This window comes from Ampullimonas aquatilis (genome assembly GCF_049675895.1).
In the GTDB taxonomy this organism is placed as follows: domain Bacteria; phylum Pseudomonadota; class Gammaproteobacteria; order Burkholderiales; family Burkholderiaceae_D; genus Ampullimonas; species Ampullimonas aquatilis.
Window position 1 is genome coordinate 1552458 of the sequence record NZ_CP183834.1, and the last position, 23534, is coordinate 1575991.

Below are 23534 nucleotides of genomic sequence, written 5' to 3' on the forward strand. Positions count from 1 at the left end.
GAGGTAGCGCAAAGCAAAACAAAGTACAGCAAGCCAGGCAGCGCAGTTAAAGCATAGTTAAAGGTAAGTCAGTTTTGTTCCGTGCAAGACCAGCAAAACTGACCAAGCTGTGGTGGTATTGGCATTGTCGACATAAGAACAACCAGAGGACCAACATCAGGCACATTGTTCCTGTGCACCATAAGCGGGACGTTATTACACCGTGTCTTGTCGTGTGCTCTTGGTCTTCCTTGTGACGCTGATGTCTTTGGCGTGACAGTTTTTAGCCTGAAGCCCTGGTCTGCCTGCAGGTTTGCTTGCCCAGGATCAATCTCCCTCGGAAAGTTTGGTTGCAAGATAAGTTGTGTTATCTTCGCGCGCTTGAAGAAAATAGTCATGCCATCAGCATGGCTTATTTTTTGCGAACTAATCTTCTAAGCATTCTTTGGGAACCACAACGATGCAATCATTGCGCATCATCTTAGTGAAAGACCCGGCAGACGGGGAGCCGACTACGGATATCGAGGCATTGGCCACGCACCTGAAGGAGCAGGGCTATCAGTTGATTGCCACGGTGGACGCCGACATCATGCTGCCCGAACGGGTTGCCCAATTGCAGCCTGATCTGATCATGATTGAATCCGAAGCGGCTGGTCGAGATGTACTTGAGCACGTTTGCGTTTCCACCATCAGCGCGCCACGCCCGATTGTTTTGTTTACCGATAACTCGGATACCAGTAACGTACAACGCGCCATTGCCTCGGGCATTACAGGTTATGTGGTTGATGGTCTGCAGCCTGAGCGCGTCAAGCCGGTGCTGGATGTAGCAATTGCCCGTTTTCAGCTTGAGCAATCCTTGCGTCAGGAGCTCGACGAAACCCGCACTCAACTGGCAGAACGCAAGATCATCGAAAAGGCCAAGGGCATTCTGATGCAAAACAATCAGTTGAGTGAAGAACAGGCTTACAAGAAAATGCGCTCACTGGCGATGGACAAGAATCTGCGTCTGATCGAAGTGGCACAACGCGTCATTGATTTCTCCTGATCATCCATTTCATGATCACATACTCATCCAGAGTAAAAAATATCACTCAATAATTACGCACCTAACAGTCCAATATAGTCATGTACTGTAGATGAGTATGCCTGTTTATGCTTGCAATACCCAATTGATAGCCCTTTGTGCCAGCCCCGTGGCCGGTTTCGCACCATCGCTCTTATTGCAATTTATTTTGACTGGCCAAGTCATTTTGGCTAGCTTGGCTGCTCAGGTTTATTGTGGGTAATTGCGGGTAATAACTGATTGACTCAGTGATACCCGTCAACGCGCCAGTTTGGTGCTGTGCACAACTATCTGCTTAATTTAAACTATTCATGCACTGCTGTGGCGCACCAAAATGTGCTTTGATGAGTTGCTGAAAAAAGTGAGATTTCTAATATGATCCCCGCACAGCCTTTATTTAAAAGGCTTTGCGGCTGATAGATTTTGTTGGCACAACCATTGCTAAATCCTTGGTGTGCGCCAATGGCGGCGCTTTTCATTGACTGGGCATCTTTGCTAGGTCAATGGCAACAAGGATAACGGCGTCCTTCTACTTGAACCAATACAGGTCTTGGGTAGATGGACGCCATTTTTTTTGCCCAATTTTTCTAACACGAGGATCAAGCATGACGAGCAAACTGCCAGAACAGTCCATCGTAACTTCAATAACGGCTGACAGCACAACCAAAGAGGCTAATCCAATGCGTCGCAAACTTCTGCAAAGCGCTGCAGCAGGCAGCATCATGACTATGGTGGATCCACTGGTTAAAGCCGGTGCCTGGGCAGCTGGCTCCGATGCACCCGAAAAACCCGAAGTGAAGATCGGTTTCATCCCGCTGACTGATTGCGCCTCGGTGGTCATGGCGGCAACACTGGGTCTGGACAAAAAATATGGCGTGAAAATCGTACCATCCAAGGAAGCTTCCTGGGCGGGTGTCCGTGACAAGCTGGTCAATGGTGAACTTGACGCAGCCCATGTCTTGTACGGCCTGATTTATGGTGTACAGCTCGGTATTGGTGGCCCCAAGAAAGACATGGCCACATTGATGACGCTCAATAACAATGGTCAGGCCATCACCCTGTCTTCCGGCTTGAAAGAGAAGGGCGTCACTGATGGTGCTTCCCTGGCCAAGCTGATTCAAACCGAAAAACGTGAATACACCTTTGCTCAGACTTTCCCAACTGGTACGCATGCCATGTGGCTGTACTACTGGCTGGCAGCCAATGGCATCAATCCAATGAAAGATGTCAAAGTGATTACCGTACCACCACCCCAAATGGTTGCCAATATGCGCGTGGGCAATATGGATGGTTACTGTGTGGGTGAGCCCTGGAATAACCGTGCGATTGTGGACAAGGTCGGCTTTACTGCCGTGACCACCCAGGATATCTGGAAAGATCATCCGGAAAAAGTATTGGGCACTACCGCCGAGTTTGTACAAAAGTACCCCAATACCGCACGCGCCATGACGGCAGCAGTGCTTGAGGCAGGCAAGTGGATTGATGCTTCTGTTTCCAACCGTCGCCAGACTGCTGAGACCATTGCTCAGAAGTCTTACGTCAACACCGATATGGATGTGATTCTGGCCCGCATGCTGGGGCGTTACGATAATGGTATCGGCAAGAGCTGGGATGATCCAAACGCCATGAAATTCTATAACGATGGTGCGGTTAACTATCCCTACTACAGTGATGGTGCCTGGTTCCTGACTCAGCACAAACGCTGGGGTCTGCTCAAGGAAGACGTTGATTATCTGGCCGTGGCCAAACAGGTTAACCGAGTGGATATTTACAAACAGGCTGCTACGGCGGTGGGTGGCATCGCTTTGCCAAAATCTGAAATTCGTACTTCCAAATTGATCGATGGCGTGGTGTGGGATGCAAAAGATCCCAAGGCCTACGCCAACAGCTTCAAAGTCCGGGCATAAGGTCTGGACATAGGAGCAAGGAGACCTGTTGCTGGCCGAAGTGGCAGTCAATGTAGCAATTAATGTAGCAATCAGCGCTTTGGCCAGCGTTCTCTCACAATCAGTTCAGGAGTTGTCTATGAATGCCGTTTTATCGTCTGCCAATGCCATACCCGAGGAGTCCACTGTGGATGCAAGTTCAACAACCATGGCTGTATCGGCTGCCAATGATGCTGAAAAAGATACATCCACCAAAGCCAAGGTCAGCACAGTGACGGCACCACGTCCTAAATCAGTGGCCGAAATCAAGGCCGAAGCGCGGCGTGACTGGTTGCGTGAAGCCATCCTTAAAGTGTTGCCCGTCATCTTTGGTTTTGTCATGTTGATCGTGGTCTGGCGTCTGACTTCTTTTGTCACCCCTGCCATCCCAACACCAGGCGTGACCTGGACCGAAGCAGTGAAATTGTTCAGTGATCCTTTCTATTCCAACGGACCGAACGATCAAGGCATTGGCTGGAATGTGCTGTCTTCCCTGCGTCGCGTCGGTATTGGTTTTGGCCTGGCTGCGGTGGTGGGTATTCCGCTGGGTTTTGTGCTGGGTCGCTTCAAGTTCATCAATTCGATGGCCTCACCGATCATCAGTCTGCTGCGTCCGGTTTCTCCATTGGCCTGGTTGCCTTTGGGTTTGCTGATGTTCAAGTCAGCCAATCCGGCCGCCATCTGGTCGATTTTCATCTGCTCGATCTGGCCGATGATTATCAATACCGCAGTCGGTGTGCAACGGGTGCCACAAGATTATTTGAATGTGGCTCGCGTGCTCAATTTGTCTGAGTGGAAGATCGTCACCAAGGTACTCTTTCCGGCTGTACTGCCTTATATGTTGACGGGTGTACGCCTTTCCATTGGCACTGCCTGGCTGGTGATTGTGGCTGCCGAAATGCTGACGGGTGGCGTGGGCATTGGTTTTTGGGTGTGGGACGAGTGGAACAACCTGAAAGTGGATCACATCGTCATCGCCATTTTTGTGATTGGTATTGTGGGACTGATGCTTGAGCAGTTCCTGCTGTTGATTGCCAAACGTTTCAGCTACGCCGAACATTCTTAAGGAGCCATCATGAGCCACAAAAATGATCAATACGTCAAGATTGATAATGTCGGACAAGTTTTCAAGACCAAAAAAGGCCCCTTTATCGCTTTGCGTGATATCAATCTGACGATTGCCAAAGGCGAATTTGTAACCTTGATTGGTCACTCGGGCTGCGGCAAGTCCACCTTGCTCAACCTGATTGCCGGGCTGACCTTGCCAACTTCGGGTGTGCTGATTTGTGCCGAGCGCGAAATCACCGGCCCCGGCCCTGATCGTGGTGTGGTTTTCCAAAACCATTCGCTGTTGCCCTGGCTGACCTGCTTTGAAAACGTCTACCTGGCGGTGGAGCGGGTGTTTGGCAAGAATGAAAGCAAAGATCAGCTCAAAAAGCGTACGCACGATGCGCTGGCGCTGGTAGGTTTGAGCCATGCCGAAACCAAATTGCCGCATGAAATCTCGGGCGGTATGAAGCAGCGGGTCGGGATTGCCCGCGCCTTGTCCATGGAACCCAAGGTTTTGCTGATGGATGAGCCATTTGGTGCCCTGGATGCTTTGACCCGTGCGCATTTGCAAGATGAGTTGTTAAAGATTGTTGCCAAAACCCAAAGCACGGTCGTCATGGTGACGCATGATGTCGACGAGGCTGTGTTGCTCTCCGACAAGATCGTCATGATGACCAATGGCCCTTCAGCGACCATTGGCGAGGTATTGTCCGTCAAACTGGCCAAGCCACGGGATCGAGTGGCACTGGCCGAGGACAAGGATTATTCGCATTACCGCGCGGCGGTGATCGAGTTTCTCTACCGTCGCCATGCCAAGAGCGATATGAAAGAGGCTGCCTGATCTTTTTAACCTGAAGATTCAGGCTGGATGTTTTAACTTGTGAACCAGTTTTGTCGCAAGGTGTAGTTTCGGTTATAGTCCTGTTCGCGCCACCTTCGGGTGGCGTTTTTCTTTCTGTTCGCCTGCTACACTGTGGTGCTGATCTATTGCCAAGTGCCACGCCAGCCCTGACAATAGGGCCATAAAATGTATGCATTCGCTTTGACAGCCAGTCTGATTGGCAGGTTGAGCAGAATGCCACTTATTCCCGATCATTCATTAAAGCAGGCTAAACCATGCTCAAAGGTTTTGCATTTGGCAAATACCGGGAAATCATCCTGGCAATTGCGTTTTTCATCATTCTGGATTTATCGGTACTGGTTCTGAGCTTTTTCATCTCGTTCCAGATTGCCAATGATGCTGTCTCGATCAATCTGGCTGGACGACAGCGCATGCTCACACAGCGCATGACCAAATCCTTGCTGACCCTGGACAGCGACCTCAAACAGGCCAAACCCGCGGGCTCCAGCCTGGAAGAACTGCGCAACACCAGCAAGCTCTTTGGTGAAACCCTCAGCGCCTTCCAAAACGGCGCTCGGGTGATGGGCAGCAATAACCGTGAAGAATTTTTACCGGCGATTGAATCATCCGAAGGCCAGCAGTTTTTAAATCAGGCGCGCGATATCTGGTTGCCTTATCAGGTGATTTTGGCCAAGGTGACCCAAGCGGGTTTTAATGCGACCCAGCTTGAAGAAGCCATTACCTATTCACGTGCCAACAATCTCAAATTGCTGGCCTTGATGAATGATCTGACCTCACACTTGGAAATGGTGGCCAAGGACAAGGCCGATAAATTAAGGCTGGTGCAAACCATCGGCATTATCCTCGCACTGATGAATTTCTTTTTCATCCTGTTTAAATTTCTCGGGCGCTTGCAGGAAAATGACCGCAAGGTGGATCAGGCACGCAGCGAAATGGCCGAGATTTTGGGCACAGTGAAAGAAGGGCTGTTTTTGCTGGATCGTGAGTTCAAGATTGGGGCACAGCGTTCCGCCTCGCTGGAGCATGTGTTTGGCCAGATCATCCCGCAGCAGGCTGACTTCATTCAATTGCTGTCGGGACGGGTTGATCCCTCCACGCTCAATGCCACGCGTGACTACATCGAATTGCTGTTTGGCGATCGGGTCAAGGAGTCACTGGTCAAGGAGCTTAATCCGCTGACGCAAGTGGTGGTGCAAGTGCCCAATTTACGCGGCCAGATGACGACGCGTTATTTGGCTATCCAGTTCAGCCGCGTCAAACACAATGACGAAGTGGTGCACTTGCTGGTGACGGTGCAGGATGTGACTGCTCAGGTAGAAACCGCCCAGACTGTCGAAACCCTGAAAACCCGCTCAACGACTGGCATTGATGCGATTTTTGAATTGCTCAATCTGGGACCGGTACGTCTGCGTCAGTTTATTGTTTCGACCGAGTCGGCGCTCTCGGTGGTCAATCAGATGCTCAAGTCCAGTGACGGCCAGACCGCCAGCTACCGCAGTCAGGTTGATGCGATTTTCCGCACCGTGCATACACTCAAGGGCGAAGCCTCATCGCTGGGTTTGTCGATGTTTGAAAATCTGGCGCAACAGTTTGAAGCCGAGCTGCAAAAGATTCGCGGCAAAAATAATGTCAGCGGTGATGACTTGCTGTCACTGCTGGTACAGCTGGAAACCTTTATTGTGCAGACCCAGTCGGTGAAAGATCTGATTGAGCGGATTGATCTGCATATGAGTGATGCAATGGTCAAACGCACCCAACAGACCATTTCGCAAGATGAAGCACTCAATCTCAAACAGGATTTGCAGCGCCTGGTGACGCGTGCGGCCACCGATGAAGGCAAGAAAATCGGCATGGCGATTGACCTCGATCCCTTCAGCCAGATTCCCGACAAGATCCGTGATTCGGTGCGTGAACTGGCCATTCAACTGGTGCGCAATGCCGTCGCGCATGGTATTGAGCCCTCTGGTGAGCGCCTGCAGCACAACAAGACGGAGGCTGGTGCAGTGACAGTTGCGCTCAAGGCGGTGGCACCGTTTGAATATGAGCTGTCGGTCAAGGATGATGGCCGTGGCCTGTCGCCTAAGGGCATTCGTGCTTCCCTGATTAGGAGTGGTCGCTACACCGAAGCGCAGCTGGCATCATTGGATGATCGTTCCATCCTGAAAAAGATTTTTGATCCGGGTATGAGTGCCGCCCCCGCCGCCAGCAAGAATAGCGGCTTTGGCGTGGGCATGGATATCATCAAACAAAAAATCCAGCAGATGGGCGCGCAACTGCGCATCACTACCAAAGAGCAGCGTTACACCCAGTTCTCGATTCGTTTCTCGATTCAAGGGCAACAGTGAAACTGCTGATCGTTGATGATTCCAACTTAATCCGTTCGCGTATTGCGCGGATCAGCCAGCATCCGGGCTTGCCTCCATTCAAGGTGGTTGGGCTGGCGCGTAATGGCACCGAAGCCATTGAGATGTGCATGCAGCATCAGCCGCAGATGGTAACAATGGACCTGACCATGCCCGAAATGGATGGTGCCACCTGTATCGAACAGCTGATCCGCTTCAATCCACGTATCAATATCCTGGTGATTTCTGCGTTGAATGACAAACCGACGGCAATCAAGGCCATCAAAAAAGGGGCGCGCGGTTTTCTGCACAAGCCTTTTACCGATGATCAACTGATCAATGCCTTGCTGGAAATGCTTTTAGACTGATTGGGTACCATGAGCCATTTGAATGAAAACGAGTTGCGTGTATTTGTGGATGCGATCAAACATCTGTTTGGCCAGATGACCCAATATCCCGCCGAAATTCGTTCTGCCTATCTGGGTAATTCGGAAATCAGCCAGACCTTGCTGGGCGAAGGTGCCGATGACACGATTGGCCAGAGCGATGACAACTATCTGCCCATGCCAGTCAACGACTATACCGGGTTGATCAAGGTATCGGGTGATTACACCGGCAGCGTTTACTTCACCGCACCACGCCATATGATGCTGGCATTTTTGCTGGAGTCGGGCGAAACCGAAACCACCGACAGCAATTTGCTGGATGCCGTGGGTGAGATTGCCAACACCATTTCAGGCAATGTGCGTCAGCATTTTGGTGAAACGCTGGAAATTTCGCCTCCTGTACTGTGTCGTGGTGATCGCCATTTATCCAGCATGGGCGTGCGTGACCGGCCCTTTATCATCAACCTGGCCTGGCAGCAATATGAGGCGAGCGTGGTGGTGGATATTGATGAAGTGCATTGAGCACAGGTATTGAGCGCTGGCACTGAGATAGGCAGGCTTGACGCAGTCATTTATTTCAAATTGCGTTCTGCATCCACTTATTTTGAATTGCAATGGATCTGTATCATTGAGTCATTCGCCACTCATCGTTAATCAAAATGATGGGGGTATATCTGAAATTTACCTGATCAGGTAAGTAAAATGGATCTCTGTAAAAATACCCTATAAGAGTATTTATTTTCTCAATAAGGTCAGCATGCCATGCAAGGCCAGCAGATAACCACCGGTACCCAGGCCGGCAATCACCCCCTCAGCGACCGATGATACATACGAATGATGGCGAAATGGCTCGCGCTTGTGGATATTGGAAATATGCACTTCAATCACTGGCAAGTCCACACCCTTGAGAGCATCATGCAGCGCGACCGAAGTATGGGTGAGGCCACCCGGATTGATCACAATCCCTTGATATACACCACGCGCTTCGTGAATCCAGTCAATCAGCACGCCTTCATGGTTGGTCTGGCGAAACTCAATTTTCACCTCGTTATCCTGCCCCCAGGCCAGACATTGAGCCGCCACATCTTCCAATGTTGCCGAGCCATAAATATGCGGCTCGCGCGTGCCGAGCAGATTCAGGTTGGGGCCGTTCAATACGAGGATAGCGTCGCTCATGCGTGGTTTCCTGTGGGTTGATGCAAAAAGTGGTTGGTTTTCGTCGTTGCCAGGCTAGCGTTTGGGTATGGCGTTTAAAACGACTGATGCCGCAGATTATCGCCCAATCGGGCTGATTGGGAAGAGGGAGATGTGGTTAGAGTGAAAAAGATGGGACAAATTGATGGTTAAACTTTTTGGAAAAAGTCACGTTACCCACCATGCCAGTCATTTTGAGGTCGCAAATAAAAAGCGCCGTCGTCTGAACAGGCAACGGCGCTTTCATGCAGTATGAACCGCTGTCAGCAGTCTTTAAGACTTGGCAGACTCATTGACGCGTTGCAGTACCTCACGCATGGCCTGCTCGGAATGCAGGCTGGCCTCCAACTGTGAGCGGCACAGACCCGCATATTCATAATGCAGGTTTTCATACAAGGCCGCCGTCGCAGGATACTGCTCCAGCATGGCCTTGAACTCATCGCTCGGCGTTTCCTGGCTGATGGCCAGTGTCAGGTGTTGCACCACACTACGGTACTGCTCGGCGTTGAACGAACTGTTATTGCATTCCAGATGTTCCAATAGGCGCGAGAGCATCAGAATGACCTTGAGGCTTTCTGGCAGGGTTTCAAGTCGGATGGGATTCATAGGGCTCCTTGCGATCACGGTGTGATCTTGACATCGTCTTGATAACAAGATGGGGTATTGTCGTGTCAATTCAAGGGCTATCTCAAGCCAGACCAACAAGTTTCTTATTGACTTACTTGCCACACAATCAATTTGACATGAGAAACTGTCATCCTGGTCTGACAGACAGGTGTCAGTCACCTTGTTAGGCTTGTGCCTACGCTGTCTGGCTGAGTGATTCAGTCAGCTTGCCAACCCGGGAGTGAAACATGGAATTTGTGATTGTGCTGGCCGCGCTGGCCTTTTTGATGTTGATTGCCTACCGAGGTTACAGCGTGATTCTGTTTGCACCAGTGGCGGCTTTGGCTGCTGTGTTGCTGACTAGTCCGATGTCGGTTGCACCGGTGTATTCGGGCCTGTTCATGGAAAAAATGGTGGAGTTTGTCAAACTCTACTTTCCGGTGTTTGTGCTGGGTGCGGTGTTTGGCAAGGTGATTGAGTTGTCGGGTTTTTCGCGCTCAATCGTCACCGCGGTAATTGGTCTGGTCGGGCAGGAAAGGGCGATGTTGTCGATTGTGCTGGTGGCCGCCTTGCTGACCTATGGTGGGGTGTCACTGTTTGTGGCGGTGTTTGCGGTTTATCCCTTTGCCGCCGAAATGTTTCGTCAGGGGCAAATTCCCAAGCGGCTGATTCCGGGCACGATTGCCTTGGGCGCTTTCAGCTTTACGATGGATTCGGTGCCCGGCACACCGCAGATTCAAAATATCATTCCCACCACCTTTTTTCATACCGACACCTGGGCAGCGCCCTGGCTGGGTGGACTGTCATCGTTGTATATTTTGACGGTGGGTTTGCTGTACTTGAACTGGCGTCGGCGTCGTGCCGTGGCTCAACAGGAAGGCTATGGCACCAATCTGCTCAATGAGCCAGCTGCGCCAGTGTCAGGTAATCTGGTGAGTCCCTGGATTGCCCTGGCACCGCTTCTGGTTGTGGGCGTGATGAACAAGTTTTTTACCTTCTGGATTCCTTCAGTGTATGGCAAAACCTTTACCGTGGCACTGGCTGGTGCCAAAGCGCCCATCACGGCCGATATTGGCAAGGTGACGGCCATCTGGTCGGTTGAAGCGGCCTTGTTGCTGGGTATTTTGACGGTCTTGCTGTTTGCCTGGAAACCGGTCATGCAGGAGTTTGCCGAAGGTAGTAAAGCCGCAGTAGGCGGTGCTTTGCTGGCCTCCATGAATACCGCTTCTGAATATGGTTTTGGTGCAGTGATTGCCAGCTTGCCCGGTTTTTTGGTGATTGCCGATGCACTGCGCAGCATTCCCAACCCGTTGCTCAATGAAGCCATTACTGTAACCACCCTGGCTGGTATTACCGGCTCAGCCTCTGGCGGCTTGGGGATTGCACTGGCCGCAATGGCCGACACCTTTATCAGCCACGCGCAAGCAGCGGGCATTCCAATGGAGGTCTTGCACCGGATTGCCTCGATGGCCAGCGGCGGGATGGATACGTTACCGCATAATGGTGCGGTGATCACATTACTTGGTGTCACGGGGCTGACGCACAAACAGGCCTACAAAGATATTTTTGCCATTACGCTCATCAAGACCAGTGCGGTGCTAGTGGCGATTATATTATACTATATTTTTGGCATTGTGTGATTTAGGGTTTACACCAATCATTATTTTGCCAACCATTTTTTTTTAAATTTTTTATAAAAAAAGAGGCAGCTTGTTCACCTGAATCTATTTCAGATAAATCTTGGAATTTTGTCATTATGCTTTTAGCAACAAGAGAATTTTTCCTTGTTTGATTTGATGATATAAGCGCTGTTACAGACTCAAAAAATGTTTCTTGAAATTCTGTTGTCACTACAGTATCCCCCCAAATTTCTGGCATAACCTCCGCAATTAAGGGTTGACTTAATCGTTTAAGAAAGTCGTCATCATCAAGTCGATTCTTTAGTCTTAAAATAAAACTTTCAAAAAGTTCTAGATCCTGATACCCATAGTCCAGATTTTTTTTATGTTTAGACCATTCTTTTTGTAAAGGTATGTCAACGTTATTGAATAGTTCTTCAACATCAGTTATGTAATCTTTGTATGCCTTTTCAACAATGTTGTTGTTTAATAAATTTTTAAAGTCTAGCCATTTTTTTCGTGTTGATTTTGATTTTTTTTCAATATCTATATCAACTTGATCTGCATATTGAGAGGGAACCCACTGACCAAGACAAGTTTGAACAGCCAACCTTTTTAATCTTAGTACTCTTTCGATATGTGAGTCATCGTCATTGATTTTTAAAGCCGCTTTTAAGCTAAAAGCTGGAAAGGCTTCAGAGGTTTTACTGGAGTTTCTTAATTTGATATTCGATGTCAAAGATTGTTTTTGGGAAGTCGATAGTTTGAGAAATAATGTGTTGAACGGATTGTACGTGGTAGAGACACTATGTGTTGGCTTGTAATACAAAACGCCAGTTCGAAAGAAGTTAATTAAATTTTTTATCTTCTTTTCGTTTCTAGCATCTTTTAGCGAAATACTTTCATTTTTCCAAATTTCTTCAAAATAGAACTCTAAATCGTTAATCTGACTTAATTGAACTACGCACTCTTCATTTGTTCCATCATGAGCATTTGTAGTTGCGTTTGCTGAACCAATGATTCCATATTGTTTGGTAGGTGAACGAAAAAGAAATAATTTAGTATGAAATAACGTATATGAAGAAACAAGTTGAATTTCGACGTTCCTATTTAAGGTTATTTTTTCTAATTCGTCAATTTGAGTAGCAAGTCGTCGCCCACCTAATGCTTGTATAACTATGCGAATTTTACTAGTTCTATTTTTAATTAATTTAAGCAAAAAACTTGTATCGTAATACGCAGTGGCTATACAAATCGTGCTATGGTTCCCATCAATCTGCTGAATGATATCTTCCAAAAATTTAAACCCATAAGTTTTGATATTCCCTTTGGCGTTTCTTGTTGATAGAACGTTAATACTATCAAACTGGTCATGTTGTTTTTTCTTACTGGGTGTTTTTTTGCTGAAATTGTCACCAACATTTTCGACTTCTAGATAATCATGAATTTGATCAATTAGGTATGCACGTCTGCCAATTGAATTCATTCCAAGAATTTCACATGCATATTTAATTTCTGTTTCTCGCATTTCTGCAAGCAATTCCTCAGGATAAATACGTCTTTTCCTAGAAATTATTTTTTTTAAGTCATCACGTTTCCTACCATCAATAACCTCATCACTCAGATCGTATTCTTTGATGATATTGCGTAAGGTAACAATTTCCATTGCTTCTATTAATTTTCTTTTGATTTCCTGTCTTGATAAATAGAACTTTGAATCAGCAATACATTCTTTTTCATTTGAAAAATCTATTTCATTAATGGAATCGTTTACTGATTCATCATCTTTAAGCTGCAGTCGATCTATGAGCACAGACTTACGTCCTATGACCGAGATACCAACTTGAGAACAAATATCTTTGACTTCAGGTTCTGATAAACGTGTTAATAAATAATCTGTCGTTACTCTTCGTTTGTTAGATAGGATTTTTCTCATTGATTCACTAGATCGCTTATCACAATCAAAATCTAGCTCAAACTTAATTACACATTCAGATAATCTTATGCGATCAAATTTTGTAAGAACCCTTTGCTTTAGCTTCATTTGAATCTTCTATGAATTAGTCTCTTACTGAAGAGTGAACTGACAGATTTTTATTACTTCACGCCCAGCAGTTCAACATCAAATACCAGTGTGGCATTGGGTGGAATCACGCCGCCAGCACCACGTGCGCCATAGCCCATTTCAGGTGGGATGATCAGGGTACGCTGACCGCCGATTTTCATGCCGTCCACGCCTTTATCCCAACCTTGAATCACACGGCCAGCGCCAAGTGGGAAGTCAAAAGGCTGACCACGATCGCGTGAGCTGTCAAACTTGGCACCATGATGATCAGGTGCAGCGGCATCGTACAACCAGCCGGTGTAATGAACGGAAACCTGTTTGCCTGCGCTGGCAGTATCGCCTTCGCCGACCTTGACATCAGTGATGATAAGTTCTGACATGGTGCTCGCTTTCTGAGGAGTAGCTGCCTGCTGTTGCGAGCAGGCGGTGGTTGAAACCAAAATGACAGCGCCAACACAGGCTATCAATAATGGGTTGATGAATAGTTTGGAGAGACGCATTGATTATCCTGTTTGTGGGTCAAGCCAGTCGACAAGTGTAGCCCAATTGCGATGCTTTGGCCTAGGTGAGCTATTTTTCGAGAGTTTGTTATCAATGTATTGATGAATATATGCCACAACTAGCCTGAGTGTTTGTCGAGCCTGGCAAACTGGCTCGCCAGGTTAGAGGTTACATGTTCGTGAGCCCAACAAATAGCCAATAGCTTTAGTGCTTTTCTACTTAGGTAAAAACGCAGATTAACGATAGCGGTAATGATTTTAATGCATACAGGCAAATTGCCTGAAGAACAGGCACAGACGAAATAATCATGATTATCATGATGTGGGTTGGTAAGGCTGTATAGATAATAATTGGGTGAAAAATGATTACATTAGGAGGCAAAAATATGAGTCTCATTAGATATGTGCCTAGTAAAAAATATTTACTTGCCCTCTTCTTAATGGTTAGTGGTGGTGTTGGCGCTACTGACGTAACAAGTTGGAAAAATGATCTAAGTCCTGTTTCTGGTGAAGAATGGAATTATCAAAAGGCGGCACATTTGTTAGATCGTGCAGGTTTTGGTGGTACGCCGGAAGAAATTAAAAAGTTGGCCAATATGAAGCCGACTCAAGCGGTAGGTCAATTAGTCAATTACAAGCAATTTCCTGATCGTTTACCTGCATTTGATCAGTCAGATATTTATGATCCAGCTTTTGAAAACTTTCCTAGTTCACGACCTGAAGCGACAGATCTTGCCAAGAAGACAGGTGAGGCAATAGGGGTTAAGGTCAAGCCGAGTGGTAACAGACCCCTGCAACAAGTCGCTGATAAATATCTTTATTGGCTGAGAGCCAGCATGTTGGAAACCCAACGAGTTAGTTATTGGTGGGCCAACAGAATGTTGCAAACCGACCGTCCATTAGAAGAAAAGATGACATTGTTCTGGCATGGGCATTTTGCGACGACTGAAGATAAGGTACGCGACTATCGGAAAATGCTCAAACAAAATGAGCTGTTTAGACAAAAAGCTACAGGCAACTATCGTGATTTTTAATTGCCACCGCCAAAGATCCTGCAATGTTGGTTTTCTTGGATGCGGGAGTCAACGTCAAAGGCGCACCAAACGAAAACTTTGCCCGAGAGATCATGGAGTTATTCACGATGGGAGTGGGGCACTACACAGAGCGAGATATTCAGGAAGCTGCGCGAGCTTTTACTGGTTGGAACTTTAAGAACTTAACTTTTTTACAAGTGGCAGAGCAACATGATGCCGATAAGAAAACTGTTTTAGGTAAAACAGGAAATTTCAATGGTGAGCAAGTTATTGACATTATCTTAAGTCAAAAGGCTACATCTGAATATATGGCCAGCAAGCTGTATCGTTATTTTGTGCGTGACGAGGTTAGCCCTGAATTAGTTGAGAAATTGGGTGCTTTGTTAAGAAAATCAAATTATGAGATTGCACCATTCTTAAGAACAATTTTCACTTCAAAAGATTTTTACTCTGAAGAGTCACTCGCAAGTCAGATCAAATCACCGGTTGACTTTGTGATTTCTACATATAAAAAAATGGGCTTAAAAGAAGTGCCGGGTATTGTTGACTTTAATGAGACGACGGATGCTATGGGGCAAAGACTTTTCTTCCCGCCAAATGTAGCGGGCTGGCCGGAAGGAAAGAGCTGGATCACGCCAAGTTTATTGATCGTACGAAGTAATTTTGTGTATGACACATTATTTCTCCGATTAATTTTGTGGCGCATGATCGAGTGCCTAGTCGTTTCTATCAAAACATTCCTGTTGCTGAAAAACTTGCCATGGGAGTCGATGTTTCTTCTGCAACTCGTCCAGATGGAAAGGAGTCAGTATCTGTATCTATGCAAGGTGATCGCGAAGAGGATTTCAATACTGGGTTGGCTAGTTATGTCGCCTGGAGGACGGCGATTGACCGAGTTAAGCCGATTCCTCGTGCCACTGCCCGAGTTGATTTGTCTTCCATGATTCGTAAAGCCGGTTGTAAAACAACAGGAGAGGTAATTGACTACTTCTTGCTCAGATTTGTTTTAGTTCCGATTAATTTTGATTTAAAAAATAAAATGACTGCGATGTTAACCAATGATTTGGGAACGGAAGATCTGGCTAAGGCCGATACATATATGGAGGATGCCTTAAGAAATGCATTGCACGTTATCTTGGCATTGCCAGCGTATCAACTGAATTGAGTACTCATTGGACTTTATACTATGACAAATCATCACTCATTCTCAAGGCGTCAGTTTATTCAGTCACTTGCGAGCACCATGGTAGTCGGAAGCATATTGCCGAGTGTTTCTCTGGCTAAAAATTCATCCAATGAAAAAATTCTTGTGGTGGTTGAATTGTCTGGCGCCAATGATGGCCTTAATACATTCGTGCCTTATGCCAATGATGTTTATTACAAATTACGTCCTCGTATTGGCATACCTGCTCATAAAGTTTTAAAAATCGATGATCAATATGGTTTTAATCCAGGTATGGTGGCTTTTCAAAATTTATATAAGGACGGGCAAGTAGCAGTTATTCATGGTTGCGGTTACGCTCAACCATCTTTGTCGCACTTTACATCCATGGCTTATTGGCATACTGGTGCGCCAAATACTGGTGAGCGTTATGGCTGGCTAGGACGTCTAGCCGATGCTATTGATCCACAGATGCAGGCGAATTATTTGGTAAATATTGATGAACGTCAGTCTTTGGCGGTAATGGCCAAAAATCATATGCCACTGGTGTTCGATGATCCCGATAAATTTACTCGGAAGGGTTTGTATCAGGCGCGTGATATCTTAAATATGCAGAACTCAATGAATGAAACTTCTGAAATCAAAAGCTATTTGAACGCAGCAGATGCTAACGCTAAAAATTCTTCGCAATTAATTAAATCGGCTTGGGACAATTATGGGACGCCAATAGATTACGGTCTTAATCCTATGGGCCTAAATAAGGTTGCGGCCATGATTGCTGCTGGTATAAATTCCAGAATCTTTTATACGTCATACAGGCACAATGCTTTTGATACGCATGTTCAACAAACTAATGTGCATCAACGTTTATTGATGTATGTGTCTGATGCAATTGATGCTTTCATGAAAGATCTGAAACGTCTAGGCAGGCAAGATGATGTCACTGTGATGATTTTTTCTGAGTTTGGCCGCCGTCCAGCAGAAAATACCAGCTTGGGTACTGACCACGGAACCGCCAATCACATGTATGTCGTTGGACATAATGTGAAGGGTGGACACTACGGCAAGGCTCCATCATTAACTGATTTGGATGAGGGCGGTAATCTGAAATACACAGTTGATTTTAGAAGTGTGTACGCAAGTATGGCTGAAAATTGGATGGGATATAAAGACAGTTCGGATATTTTATATAAGAACTTTGATAAGTTTAATTTTTGGTCTTAATGCTTGTAGTGCATTTGACCCTGTCAGCTACTGGATGACTAAGTTGCATGCATCACTTGCTATATCAGAAGAGTCGAAAGACGTTGCATAACGCGATTGCTATCGTGTGTGTTTTATCGAGCGACCCAGACATGGGTTCATTTGATCAATATGCTGATGTTGATCTTCAAGATTCAAACAATAAGGGAGGATGGAATTGCGCCGTTTTGATTGTGTTGATGCTATGTTTAATGCGTAGCCAGTAACAGAAAAATCAGTAGCAGATTGATCACAATTGAGCTCAGTGCAATGCCTTGCCACATCAGCATCGGATTGCGACTCACCAAGGGGGTAGCAACGGGTTTGATGCCGGCCATCGGCCCACGCTCCAAGGCGAGCAGCATTTCCTCGGCAGTTTCAAAACGGTTTTCTGGTAGTTCGGCCAACGCCTTGAGCAAAATACCTTCCAGCCAGGCGGGCAGGTCAGGGCGATAGCGACTGGGCGGGGTGGGGTCGCCAAAGCGTGGTTTTTGAAAGGGTTCGATTTCGCCATAGGGGTAATGACGTGTGAGCAACCAGTACAGTGTCACGCCCACCGCATAAATATCGCTCTGACGGCTGGCCGCTGTACCTTCAAATTGCTCCGGCGCCAAGAAGCTGGGTGTGCCGGCCTGATGGGTACGCTCCAGCAAATCATTTTGCAACCCTGATTGGGCAATGCCAAAGTCGAGCACACGCAATTCTTCATCTTTGCCCCAATGCAAATTGGCAGGCTTGATGTCGCGATGAATCACGCTGCGCCGATGTAATGCGCCCACTGCGCGCGCCAGCAGTGTCGCCAATTTGATGATTTCGGGTACGGTGTAGTGATAGCCATCCTCGCTACGCTGTTCCAGCGTGGTGCCTTCATGCCAGGTAGTCAGGTAGTAGAGCGAGCTCTTGTATTCGCGGCTGATGACTTGCGGAAAAAAGCGCGCTGTAATGCGTTTGGCGATCCATTCTTCATGCGCAAAAGCGAGCCGTTCCTGAGCATCCTTAGCGAGATCGGGCTGCAGGGTTTTAAGAACCAATTGCCGCTGTGTGGCCGGGTCTTGCACGCGATACAGCCGGGTAATGCGTGAATCATGAATAATGGCTTCGACAGTCATGCCATCGACGCTATCACCTACCTTGAAATGAGGCGGTACAGGTAACTCTTTTTGTTCTGAAAATGTGTCAGCCAGACTGGATTCAGGCAAGGCCGTGATCTGCAGCACAATGGCTGAAGCGTTATCTGCCGAACCTGCCGTCAGGGCTTCCTGTACCAGTTGCTGAGCGGTTTGTTCCACTGTCAGGTGGCCTTGCAGCAATTTGTCCAGCGCGCTTTCCAGATCGTAATTGGAGAGCTTGGCCCAGATGCCATCGCTGATCAGCAAGAAAATATCATTTACATATAAATCACCCAAACCATGATCGACGGACAGCTTGGAGTCCAGTCCAATCGCCCGAGTCAGCACATGCTGCATTTCAGGGCGATCCCAGACGTGATCGGTGGTCAGCTTGATCAACTTGCCTTGCCGAAACAGATAGAGGCGGGTGTCACCCACGTGGGCAAAGTAATAATTGCGGCCTCGTAATACCACACTGGTCAGCGTGGTAGCCATGCCCTGACGCTGGCTTTGGCTGCCACTTTGGGCTTGAATCCAGCGATTGGTCGCGGTTAATAGTTTGTCGAGTGATTGTGCGACTTGCCAGGTTTCGGGGGTGGCGTAATAGTCGGTGAGCAGGCCACGCACAGCATATTCGGCGGCTTCACGACCACCCTCACTACCCGATACACCATCGGCGACGGCGGCGATGGCACCTTTGGTATCCATTTCACGATTGACCGGGATCACGATCCCGACAAAGTCTTCATTCTTTTCGCGAACTCCGGCTTGGGAGGCGTGGGCACTCAGGATTTGTAATGGCATGATGATTGAGTAGATTATTTTTCGTATGGGTGACTCAGTTCGGCACTATAGCAAGAATGCCTGGATATGCTGATAGATAAAACACCCATTCCATAAAACAAAAAAAAGCCGACCGTGCGACCGGCCGACTTAAAAAACGCCTGGAGGCGTTATTCAGGATGGGATAAGTGGCATGAACAATGGCATGCCCTCAATCTGATTCTAGATGCGTGCGTTGGTGACTGACGAGGCACCCCAGGTAGTACGCCAGCGATTTTTGACGGAAGTCAGACCAATCAAGGCAACCACGGCAAGCAGAGCAAAAATGATCAGGCCAGCCTGATAGCTGCCAGTCAACTGACGCGAATAACCCATGCTGGAAGCCAGATAAAAACCACCAATGCCGCCACCCATGCCAACCAGGCCAGTGATCACACCGATCTCTTTGCGAAAGCGTTGTGGCACCAATTGAAATACCGCACCATTGCCCATACCCAGACACAGCATGGCACCGACAAACAAGCCCAAGGCAACCCAGCGTGATTCCACACCAAAGCTGACCGCAAACAAAAAGATGGCAGCAAAAATGTACATGAAGGTCAGTGACTTGATGCCACCAATCCGGTCAGCCAACAGACCGCCGGTGGGACGCATCAAAGAGCCCGCAAACACGCACGCCGAAGTGAAATAACCGGCGATGACAGCGTCAAGACCATATTGGGTGTTGAAGTAGATGGAGAGTGTGGAAGCCAGGCCGGAAAAGCCACCAAAGGTCACGCCGTAAAACAGCATGAACCACCAGGCATCTTTGTCCTTGAGCACCTTGAGATATTCACCCAGGGTTTTGGCTGGTGGACATTCTGGACTGTCCTTGGCAAAAGTCATGTAAATGATAAACACCAGACACATTGGAATTAACGCCAAACCAAACACATTGTTCCAGCCAAAGATATTGGCCAGCGTTGGGCCAAACAATGCGCCAATCGCCGTGCCCGAATTACCGGCACCGGCAATACCCATGGCCTTGCCCTGATGCTCCGGCGGATACCAGCGTGAAGCCAAAGGCAGCGCCACTGCGAAAGAAGCGCCAGCCACACCAAAAAACAGACCAAGAATCAGCACTTCGGTATAGCTGTGAATACCCGCCAGCCAAGCCCAGGCCAGTGCGGCAATCACAATCACCTGACCAATGGCACCTGCCAGTTTGGGTTTGAGATGATCAACCAGCAGACCCATGACAAAACGCAATAAGGCACCGGCCAAAATTGGCGTGGCCACCATCAGCCCCTTTTGAGCTGCGTTGAGTCCCAGGTCTTTGGCGATCTGCACGCCCAATGGACCAAGTAATACCCAAACCATGAAGCTCAGGTCGAAATACAGGAAGGCGCAAAACAGCGTGGGCGTATGACCCGCCTTTAAGAATGACGTTTTCATGAATCCTCTAAATATGAAAGCTAAACCACAGTCAAAACCCAGTTGCATTTCAGAAATCATGGCAAGCCAAAGCAAGGCAAGCAACATGCTGAAGTGCAATTGATCAAACTAGAATCTTTACCCGTCTATGGGTGGATGCCACGCGGCTTTGCGTAGCGGGGGACAGTAATCAGAACAAAACCAATTACTAATAATGACGCACGTCGTTATGCGCAAGGTTGTCTACGCAATAACTGTTCCTAAGGTGGAATGATGCTGCGCACCAAACCCAAGAGTTTGCGCACCAAAATGAGGAGTGTGGCTTATTTATTATGTTTCAAGCTGGTTCATTGATTTATGGTGCGCTTGTTAAGGATTTTTCTATGACCTTGGTTGGATATCGTAAGTGATGATAATTTCATTGAAACTGTGCCAATTTGGTGGCAAATGCCCGTAAAAGACGCGTAGCAGGCCAACTTTTGGGGCAAGTTGATAGAAATTAATAGCACTATCATAGGAATTTCCTTGCTGGCTTAAATGTTGCGATGCTTTTATCAAGAAGTAGGCGCGTGGCCAACGAAGGCCGCAACAGCTTGGCTGTGTCGCGTAGGTGTCCAAGGGCGGATGCCAGACCGAACTGTTAATAACTGTGGTGATCTGTCGCAAGACAGATTGGCGAATTCGTGAATAAGGCTGCGTGATTATGAAAAAACTCAAACTGGTAATGGTGGGCAATGGCATGGCGGGTGTTCGGACACTCGAAGAGCTGCTGAAGGTTGCCCCCGATCTCTACGATATCACTGTATTTGGCTCGGAACCCCATGCCAACTACAACCGCATCTTGCTCTCGCCCGTGCTGGCAGGTGAGCAAACCATTGCCGACATCATGCTCAATGATGTGGACTGGTATCAAGAAAATAACATCACCCTGCATCTGAACAAAACCATCACCAAGATTGATCGCAATGAGCGTTTTGTCGAGGCGACCGATGGCACACGGGCTGAGTATGATCGCCTGTTGCTGGCAACCGGTTCCAATCCTTTCATCTTGCCTGTACCTGGCAAGGATTTGGCAGGTGTGATTGGCTATCGCGATATCAAAGATACGCACGAGATGATCGATACGGCGACCAAATATAAAAATGCGGTAGTGATCGGTGGTGGCTTGCTGGGTCTGGAAGCTGCCAATGGTTTGAAGTTGCGCGGTATGAATGTGAGCGTTGTGCATATTGCACCGTGGTTGATGGAGCGCCAGCTTGATGATGTCGCAGGCAAACTGCTGCAAAAATCCTTGGAAGATCGTGGCATTCAATTTTTGATTGGTAAAACCACTAAAGAATTGGTGGCTGGTCCGGATGGTCGGGTCAGCAAGATTGTGTTTGCCGATGGCCAGGAAGTGGCTGCTGATCTGGTTGTCATGGCCGTGGGTATTCGCCCCAACACAGCACTGGCAGAATCGGCCGGCCTGCATTGCAATCGCGGGATTGTGGTTAATGACACGATGCAGACTTTCGATCCACGGATTTATTCCGTCGGCGAATGCGCCAGCCATCGCGGTATTGCCTATGGTTTGGTGGCGCCCTTGTTTGAGCAGGCCAAAGTGGCCGCCAACCATCTGGCTGAAATGGGCATTGGTCGCTATGAAGGTTCGGTTACCTCTACCAAGCTCAAGGTGACGGGGATCGATCTGTTTTCGGCCGGTAATTTTATGGGTGGTGAGGATCATGAAGAAATCACCTTGTCCGACCCTAATGGTGGCGTTTATAAAAAGCTGGTGATCAAGGGTGACAAATTGGTGGGTGCCTGTCTGTATGGCGATACCACTGATGGCAGCTGGTACTTTGATCTGCTGCGCGAAGGCAAGGATGTGAGCGAGATTCGTGATCATCTGATGTTTGGTGAGCATCATCTGGGTGATACAGGCCATGCGGGTGAAAATCGTGCTGCAGCCATGGCTGATACGGCTGAGGTGTGTGGCTGTAATGGTGTGAGCAAGGGCACCATCGTCAAAGCAATTCGTGAGAAAAATCTGCTGACATTGGATGATGTGCGCAAGTGCACCAAGGCCAGTGCTTCGTGTGGTTCCTGTACTGGACTGGTTGAGCAGATTTTGATTTCAACAGCAGGGGCCGGTTACACGGCCTCACCAAAAAACAAGGCCATGTGTGGTTGTACAGAAGCCAATCATCAGCAAGTCCGTGATGCCATTAAAGAGCAGCATCTGTTGACCATTGATGGTGTTTATAAAGCGATGGGTTGGCGTACCCCTAACGGTTGTGCTTCTTGCCGTCCAGCAGTTAATTACTATCTGATTTCTACCTGGCCACATGAAGCGAAAGATGATCCGCAATCGCGTTTCATCAATGAACGTGCTCATGCCAATATTCAAAAAGATGGCACGTATTCCGTGATTCCTCGCATGTGGGCGGGCGAAACCAATTCGTCTGAATTGCGCCGTATTGCCGATGTGGTCGATAAGTATCAGATCCCAAGCGTCAAGGTTACCGGTGGTCAAAGGATTGACTTGCTGGGTGTCAAGAAAGAAGACCTGCAAGGCGTATGGAAAGATCTGGACATGGCTTGCGGCCATGCTTATGCCAAGGCTTTGCGTACTGTGAAGACTTGCGTCGGATCAGAATGGTGCCGCTTTGGCACACAGGACTCAACCCGGATGGGCCGTGAACTGGAGCTGGCTTTGTGGCGTATGTATGCACCGCATAAGGTCAAGATTGCCGTATCAGGTTGCCCACGTAATTGTGCTGAGTCCGGTATCAAAGACGTTGGCGTGATCGGTGTGGATTCTGGCTGGGAAATGTATGTGGCTGGTAATGGTGGTATCAAGACTGATGTCGCGCAGTTCTTCTGCAAGGTGTCGACCCATGAAGAAGTGCTCGAATATTCGGCTGCCTTCCTGCAGTTGTATCGTGAAGAAGCCTGGTATCTGGAGCGCACGGTCCATTACGTTGGTCGTGTTGGTCTGGATTACGTGAAATCCAAAGTGCTGGATGATGCCGCCAATCGTAAAGTCTTGTATGAGCGTTTGATGTTCTCGCTGGAAGGTGAGCCTGATCCCTGGAAAGACTTTGATAAGGCGCAGGTTGATTTGCGTCAATTCACGCCGCTCTCTGTTTAAGCATCTTGGCCGGAGTGGCCTTTTTCCAGCAAGTTAAAATTTAATCGATTTATCACGGATCAGGATC

The 23534-nt window shown here is 47.9% G+C and carries 18 protein-coding genes and 1 pseudogene; 12 read left to right on the forward strand and 7 right to left on the reverse strand.

Annotated features, from left to right (window positions below; translation table 11 throughout):
• Positions 1 to 439: 439 nt before the first annotated feature.
• Positions 440 to 1024, forward strand: a complete 585-nt coding sequence (locus tag ACMYR3_RS07195) for an ANTAR domain-containing response regulator (RefSeq protein ID WP_424195914.1) — start codon at positions 440 to 442, stop codon at positions 1022 to 1024.
• 323 nt (positions 1025 to 1347) lie between these two features.
• Here the strand turns inward: ACMYR3_RS07195 and ACMYR3_RS07200 are convergent, their stop codons facing one another.
• Positions 1348 to 1521 carry a hypothetical protein gene (locus tag ACMYR3_RS07200; protein ID WP_424195916.1) on the reverse strand — a complete coding sequence of 58 codons (174 nt, stop codon included), beginning with the start codon at positions 1519 to 1521 and terminating at the stop codon, positions 1348 to 1350.
• Positions 1522 to 1722: 201 nt separating this feature from the next.
• Between ACMYR3_RS07200 and ACMYR3_RS07205 the strand changes: the two genes are divergently transcribed.
• The 6 genes from ACMYR3_RS07205 to ACMYR3_RS07230 all read left to right on the forward strand — a co-directional run bounded on the left by ACMYR3_RS07205 (position 1723) and on the right by ACMYR3_RS07230 (position 8129).
• Positions 1723 to 2949 (forward strand): CmpA/NrtA family ABC transporter substrate-binding protein, encoded by a 1227-nt coding sequence (locus ACMYR3_RS07205; protein WP_424196404.1) that lies wholly within the window; start codon positions 1723 to 1725, stop codon positions 2947 to 2949.
• A gap of 118 nt (positions 2950 to 3067) precedes the next feature.
• Positions 3068 to 4033 carry a nitrate ABC transporter permease gene (ntrB, locus tag ACMYR3_RS07210; protein ID WP_424195918.1) on the forward strand — a complete coding sequence of 322 codons (966 nt, stop codon included), beginning with the start codon at positions 3068 to 3070 and terminating at the stop codon, positions 4031 to 4033.
• 9 nt (positions 4034 to 4042) lie between these two features.
• Positions 4043 to 4858, forward strand: a complete 816-nt coding sequence (locus ACMYR3_RS07215) for an ABC transporter ATP-binding protein (RefSeq protein ID WP_424195920.1) — start codon at positions 4043 to 4045, stop codon at positions 4856 to 4858.
• 275 nt (positions 4859 to 5133) lie between these two features.
• The gene (locus ACMYR3_RS07220; RefSeq protein ID WP_424195922.1) at positions 5134 to 7224 is read left to right on the forward strand and encodes an ATP-binding protein; all 2091 of its coding nucleotides are present in this window, start codon (positions 5134 to 5136) and stop codon (positions 7222 to 7224) included.
• Positions 7221 to 7589: a response regulator gene (locus ACMYR3_RS07225; protein ID WP_424195924.1), complete on the forward strand. Its 369-nt coding sequence runs from the start codon at positions 7221 to 7223 to the stop codon at positions 7587 to 7589. Before ACMYR3_RS07220 ends, ACMYR3_RS07225 begins: the two co-directional genes overlap by 4 nt.
• Before the next feature lie 9 nt (positions 7590 to 7598).
• On the forward strand, positions 7599 to 8129 hold the full coding sequence (locus ACMYR3_RS07230; RefSeq protein ID WP_424195926.1) for a chemotaxis protein CheX: 531 nt from the start codon (positions 7599 to 7601) through the stop codon (positions 8127 to 8129).
• A gap of 213 nt (positions 8130 to 8342) precedes the next feature.
• Here the strand turns inward: ACMYR3_RS07230 and aroQ are convergent, their stop codons facing one another.
• Complete coding sequence (gene aroQ, locus ACMYR3_RS07235) at positions 8343 to 8783, reverse strand: type II 3-dehydroquinate dehydratase (RefSeq protein ID WP_424195928.1); 441 nt, start codon at positions 8781 to 8783, stop codon at positions 8343 to 8345.
• A gap of 291 nt (positions 8784 to 9074) precedes the next feature.
• On the reverse strand, positions 9075 to 9407 hold the full coding sequence (locus tag ACMYR3_RS07240) for a hypothetical protein (RefSeq protein WP_424195930.1): 333 nt from the start codon (positions 9405 to 9407) through the stop codon (positions 9075 to 9077).
• A 248-nt stretch (positions 9408 to 9655) separates the two neighbouring features.
• Here ACMYR3_RS07240 and ACMYR3_RS07245 point away from each other — a divergent pair, with 248 nt between their 5' ends.
• Positions 9656 to 11047 carry a GntP family permease gene (locus ACMYR3_RS07245; RefSeq protein WP_424195932.1) on the forward strand — a complete coding sequence of 464 codons (1392 nt, stop codon included), beginning with the start codon at positions 9656 to 9658 and terminating at the stop codon, positions 11045 to 11047.
• 1 nt (position 11048) lies between these two features.
• Here ACMYR3_RS07245 and ACMYR3_RS07250 read toward each other — a convergent pair whose 3' ends face one another.
• The gene (locus tag ACMYR3_RS07250) at positions 11049 to 13070 is read right to left on the reverse strand and encodes a phospholipase D-like domain-containing protein (RefSeq protein WP_424195934.1); all 2022 of its coding nucleotides are present in this window, start codon (positions 13068 to 13070) and stop codon (positions 11049 to 11051) included.
• A 53-nt stretch (positions 13071 to 13123) separates the two neighbouring features.
• Positions 13124 to 13471 (reverse strand): FKBP-type peptidyl-prolyl cis-trans isomerase, encoded by a 348-nt coding sequence (locus tag ACMYR3_RS07255; protein WP_424196405.1) that lies wholly within the window; start codon positions 13469 to 13471, stop codon positions 13124 to 13126.
• 716 nt (positions 13472 to 14187) lie between these two features.
• Here ACMYR3_RS07255 and ACMYR3_RS07260 point away from each other — a divergent pair.
• The 3 genes and pseudogenes from ACMYR3_RS07260 to ACMYR3_RS07270 all read left to right on the forward strand — a co-directional run bounded on the left by ACMYR3_RS07260 (position 14188) and on the right by ACMYR3_RS07270 (position 17011).
• Positions 14188 to 15569, forward strand: a pseudogene (locus tag ACMYR3_RS07260) (DUF1800 domain-containing protein).
• Positions 15557 to 15790, forward strand: coding sequence for a hypothetical protein (locus ACMYR3_RS07265; RefSeq protein ID WP_424195936.1), 234 nt, complete (start codon positions 15557 to 15559; stop codon positions 15788 to 15790). The pseudogene ACMYR3_RS07260 and the gene ACMYR3_RS07265 overlap by 13 nt, the downstream one beginning before the upstream one ends.
• Positions 15791 to 15811: 21 nt before the next feature.
• On the forward strand, positions 15812 to 17011 hold the full coding sequence (locus ACMYR3_RS07270; protein ID WP_424195938.1) for a DUF1501 domain-containing protein: 1200 nt from the start codon (positions 15812 to 15814) through the stop codon (positions 17009 to 17011).
• 227 nt (positions 17012 to 17238) lie between these two features.
• Here the strand turns inward: ACMYR3_RS07270 and ACMYR3_RS07275 are convergent, their stop codons facing one another.
• A complete protein-coding gene (locus tag ACMYR3_RS07275) occupies positions 17239 to 18942 on the reverse strand; it encodes a protein kinase domain-containing protein (protein WP_424195940.1) in 1704 nt (567 codons plus the stop codon).
• Between the two features lie 201 nt (positions 18943 to 19143).
• Entirely contained in the window at positions 19144 to 20355 is a 1212-nt protein-coding gene (locus ACMYR3_RS07280; RefSeq protein WP_424195942.1) for a nitrate/nitrite transporter, read from the reverse strand.
• A gap of 682 nt (positions 20356 to 21037) precedes the next feature.
• On the opposite strand from ACMYR3_RS07280, the gene nirB reads away from it, so the two are divergent.
• Entirely contained in the window at positions 21038 to 23467 is a 2430-nt protein-coding gene (gene nirB, locus ACMYR3_RS07285) for a nitrite reductase large subunit NirB (protein ID WP_424195944.1), read from the forward strand.
• Positions 23468 to 23534 lie beyond the last annotated feature (67 nt).

Bases quoted from the DNA above. Each gene is read 5' to 3' on its own strand.
- ACMYR3_RS07255 (WP_424196405.1), bottom strand. From the start codon at position 13,471: ATGTCAGAACTTATCATCACTGATGTCAAGGTCGGCGAAGGCGATACT.
- nirB (WP_424195944.1), top strand. From the start codon at position 21,038: ATGAAAAAACTCAAACTGGTAATGGTGGGCAATGGCATGGCGGGTGTT.
- aroQ (WP_424195928.1), bottom strand. From the start codon at position 8,783: ATGAGCGACGCTATCCTCGTATTGAACGGCCCCAACCTGAATCTGCTC.
- ACMYR3_RS07215 (WP_424195920.1), top strand. From the start codon at position 4,043: ATGAGCCACAAAAATGATCAATACGTCAAGATTGATAATGTCGGACAA.
- ACMYR3_RS07245 (WP_424195932.1), top strand. From the start codon at position 9,656: ATGGAATTTGTGATTGTGCTGGCCGCGCTGGCCTTTTTGATGTTGATT.
- ACMYR3_RS07230 (WP_424195926.1), top strand. From the start codon at position 7,599: ATGAGCCATTTGAATGAAAACGAGTTGCGTGTATTTGTGGATGCGATC.
- ACMYR3_RS07270 (WP_424195938.1), top strand. From the start codon at position 15,812: ATGACAAATCATCACTCATTCTCAAGGCGTCAGTTTATTCAGTCACTT.
- ACMYR3_RS07200 (WP_424195916.1), bottom strand. From the start codon at position 1,521: ATGAAAAGCGCCGCCATTGGCGCACACCAAGGATTTAGCAATGGTTGT.
- ACMYR3_RS07195 (WP_424195914.1), top strand. From the start codon at position 440: ATGCAATCATTGCGCATCATCTTAGTGAAAGACCCGGCAGACGGGGAG.
- ACMYR3_RS07205 (WP_424196404.1), top strand. From the start codon at position 1,723: ATGCGTCGCAAACTTCTGCAAAGCGCTGCAGCAGGCAGCATCATGACT.
- ntrB (WP_424195918.1), top strand. From the start codon at position 3,068: ATGAATGCCGTTTTATCGTCTGCCAATGCCATACCCGAGGAGTCCACT.
- ACMYR3_RS07280 (WP_424195942.1), bottom strand. From the start codon at position 20,355: ATGAAAACGTCATTCTTAAAGGCGGGTCATACGCCCACGCTGTTTTGC.
- ACMYR3_RS07275 (WP_424195940.1), bottom strand. From the start codon at position 18,942: ATGCCATTACAAATCCTGAGTGCCCACGCCTCCCAAGCCGGAGTTCGC.
- ACMYR3_RS07220 (WP_424195922.1), top strand. From the start codon at position 5,134: ATGCTCAAAGGTTTTGCATTTGGCAAATACCGGGAAATCATCCTGGCA.
- ACMYR3_RS07240 (WP_424195930.1), bottom strand. From the start codon at position 9,407: ATGAATCCCATCCGACTTGAAACCCTGCCAGAAAGCCTCAAGGTCATT.
- ACMYR3_RS07250 (WP_424195934.1), bottom strand. From the start codon at position 13,070: ATGAAGCTAAAGCAAAGGGTTCTTACAAAATTTGATCGCATAAGATTA.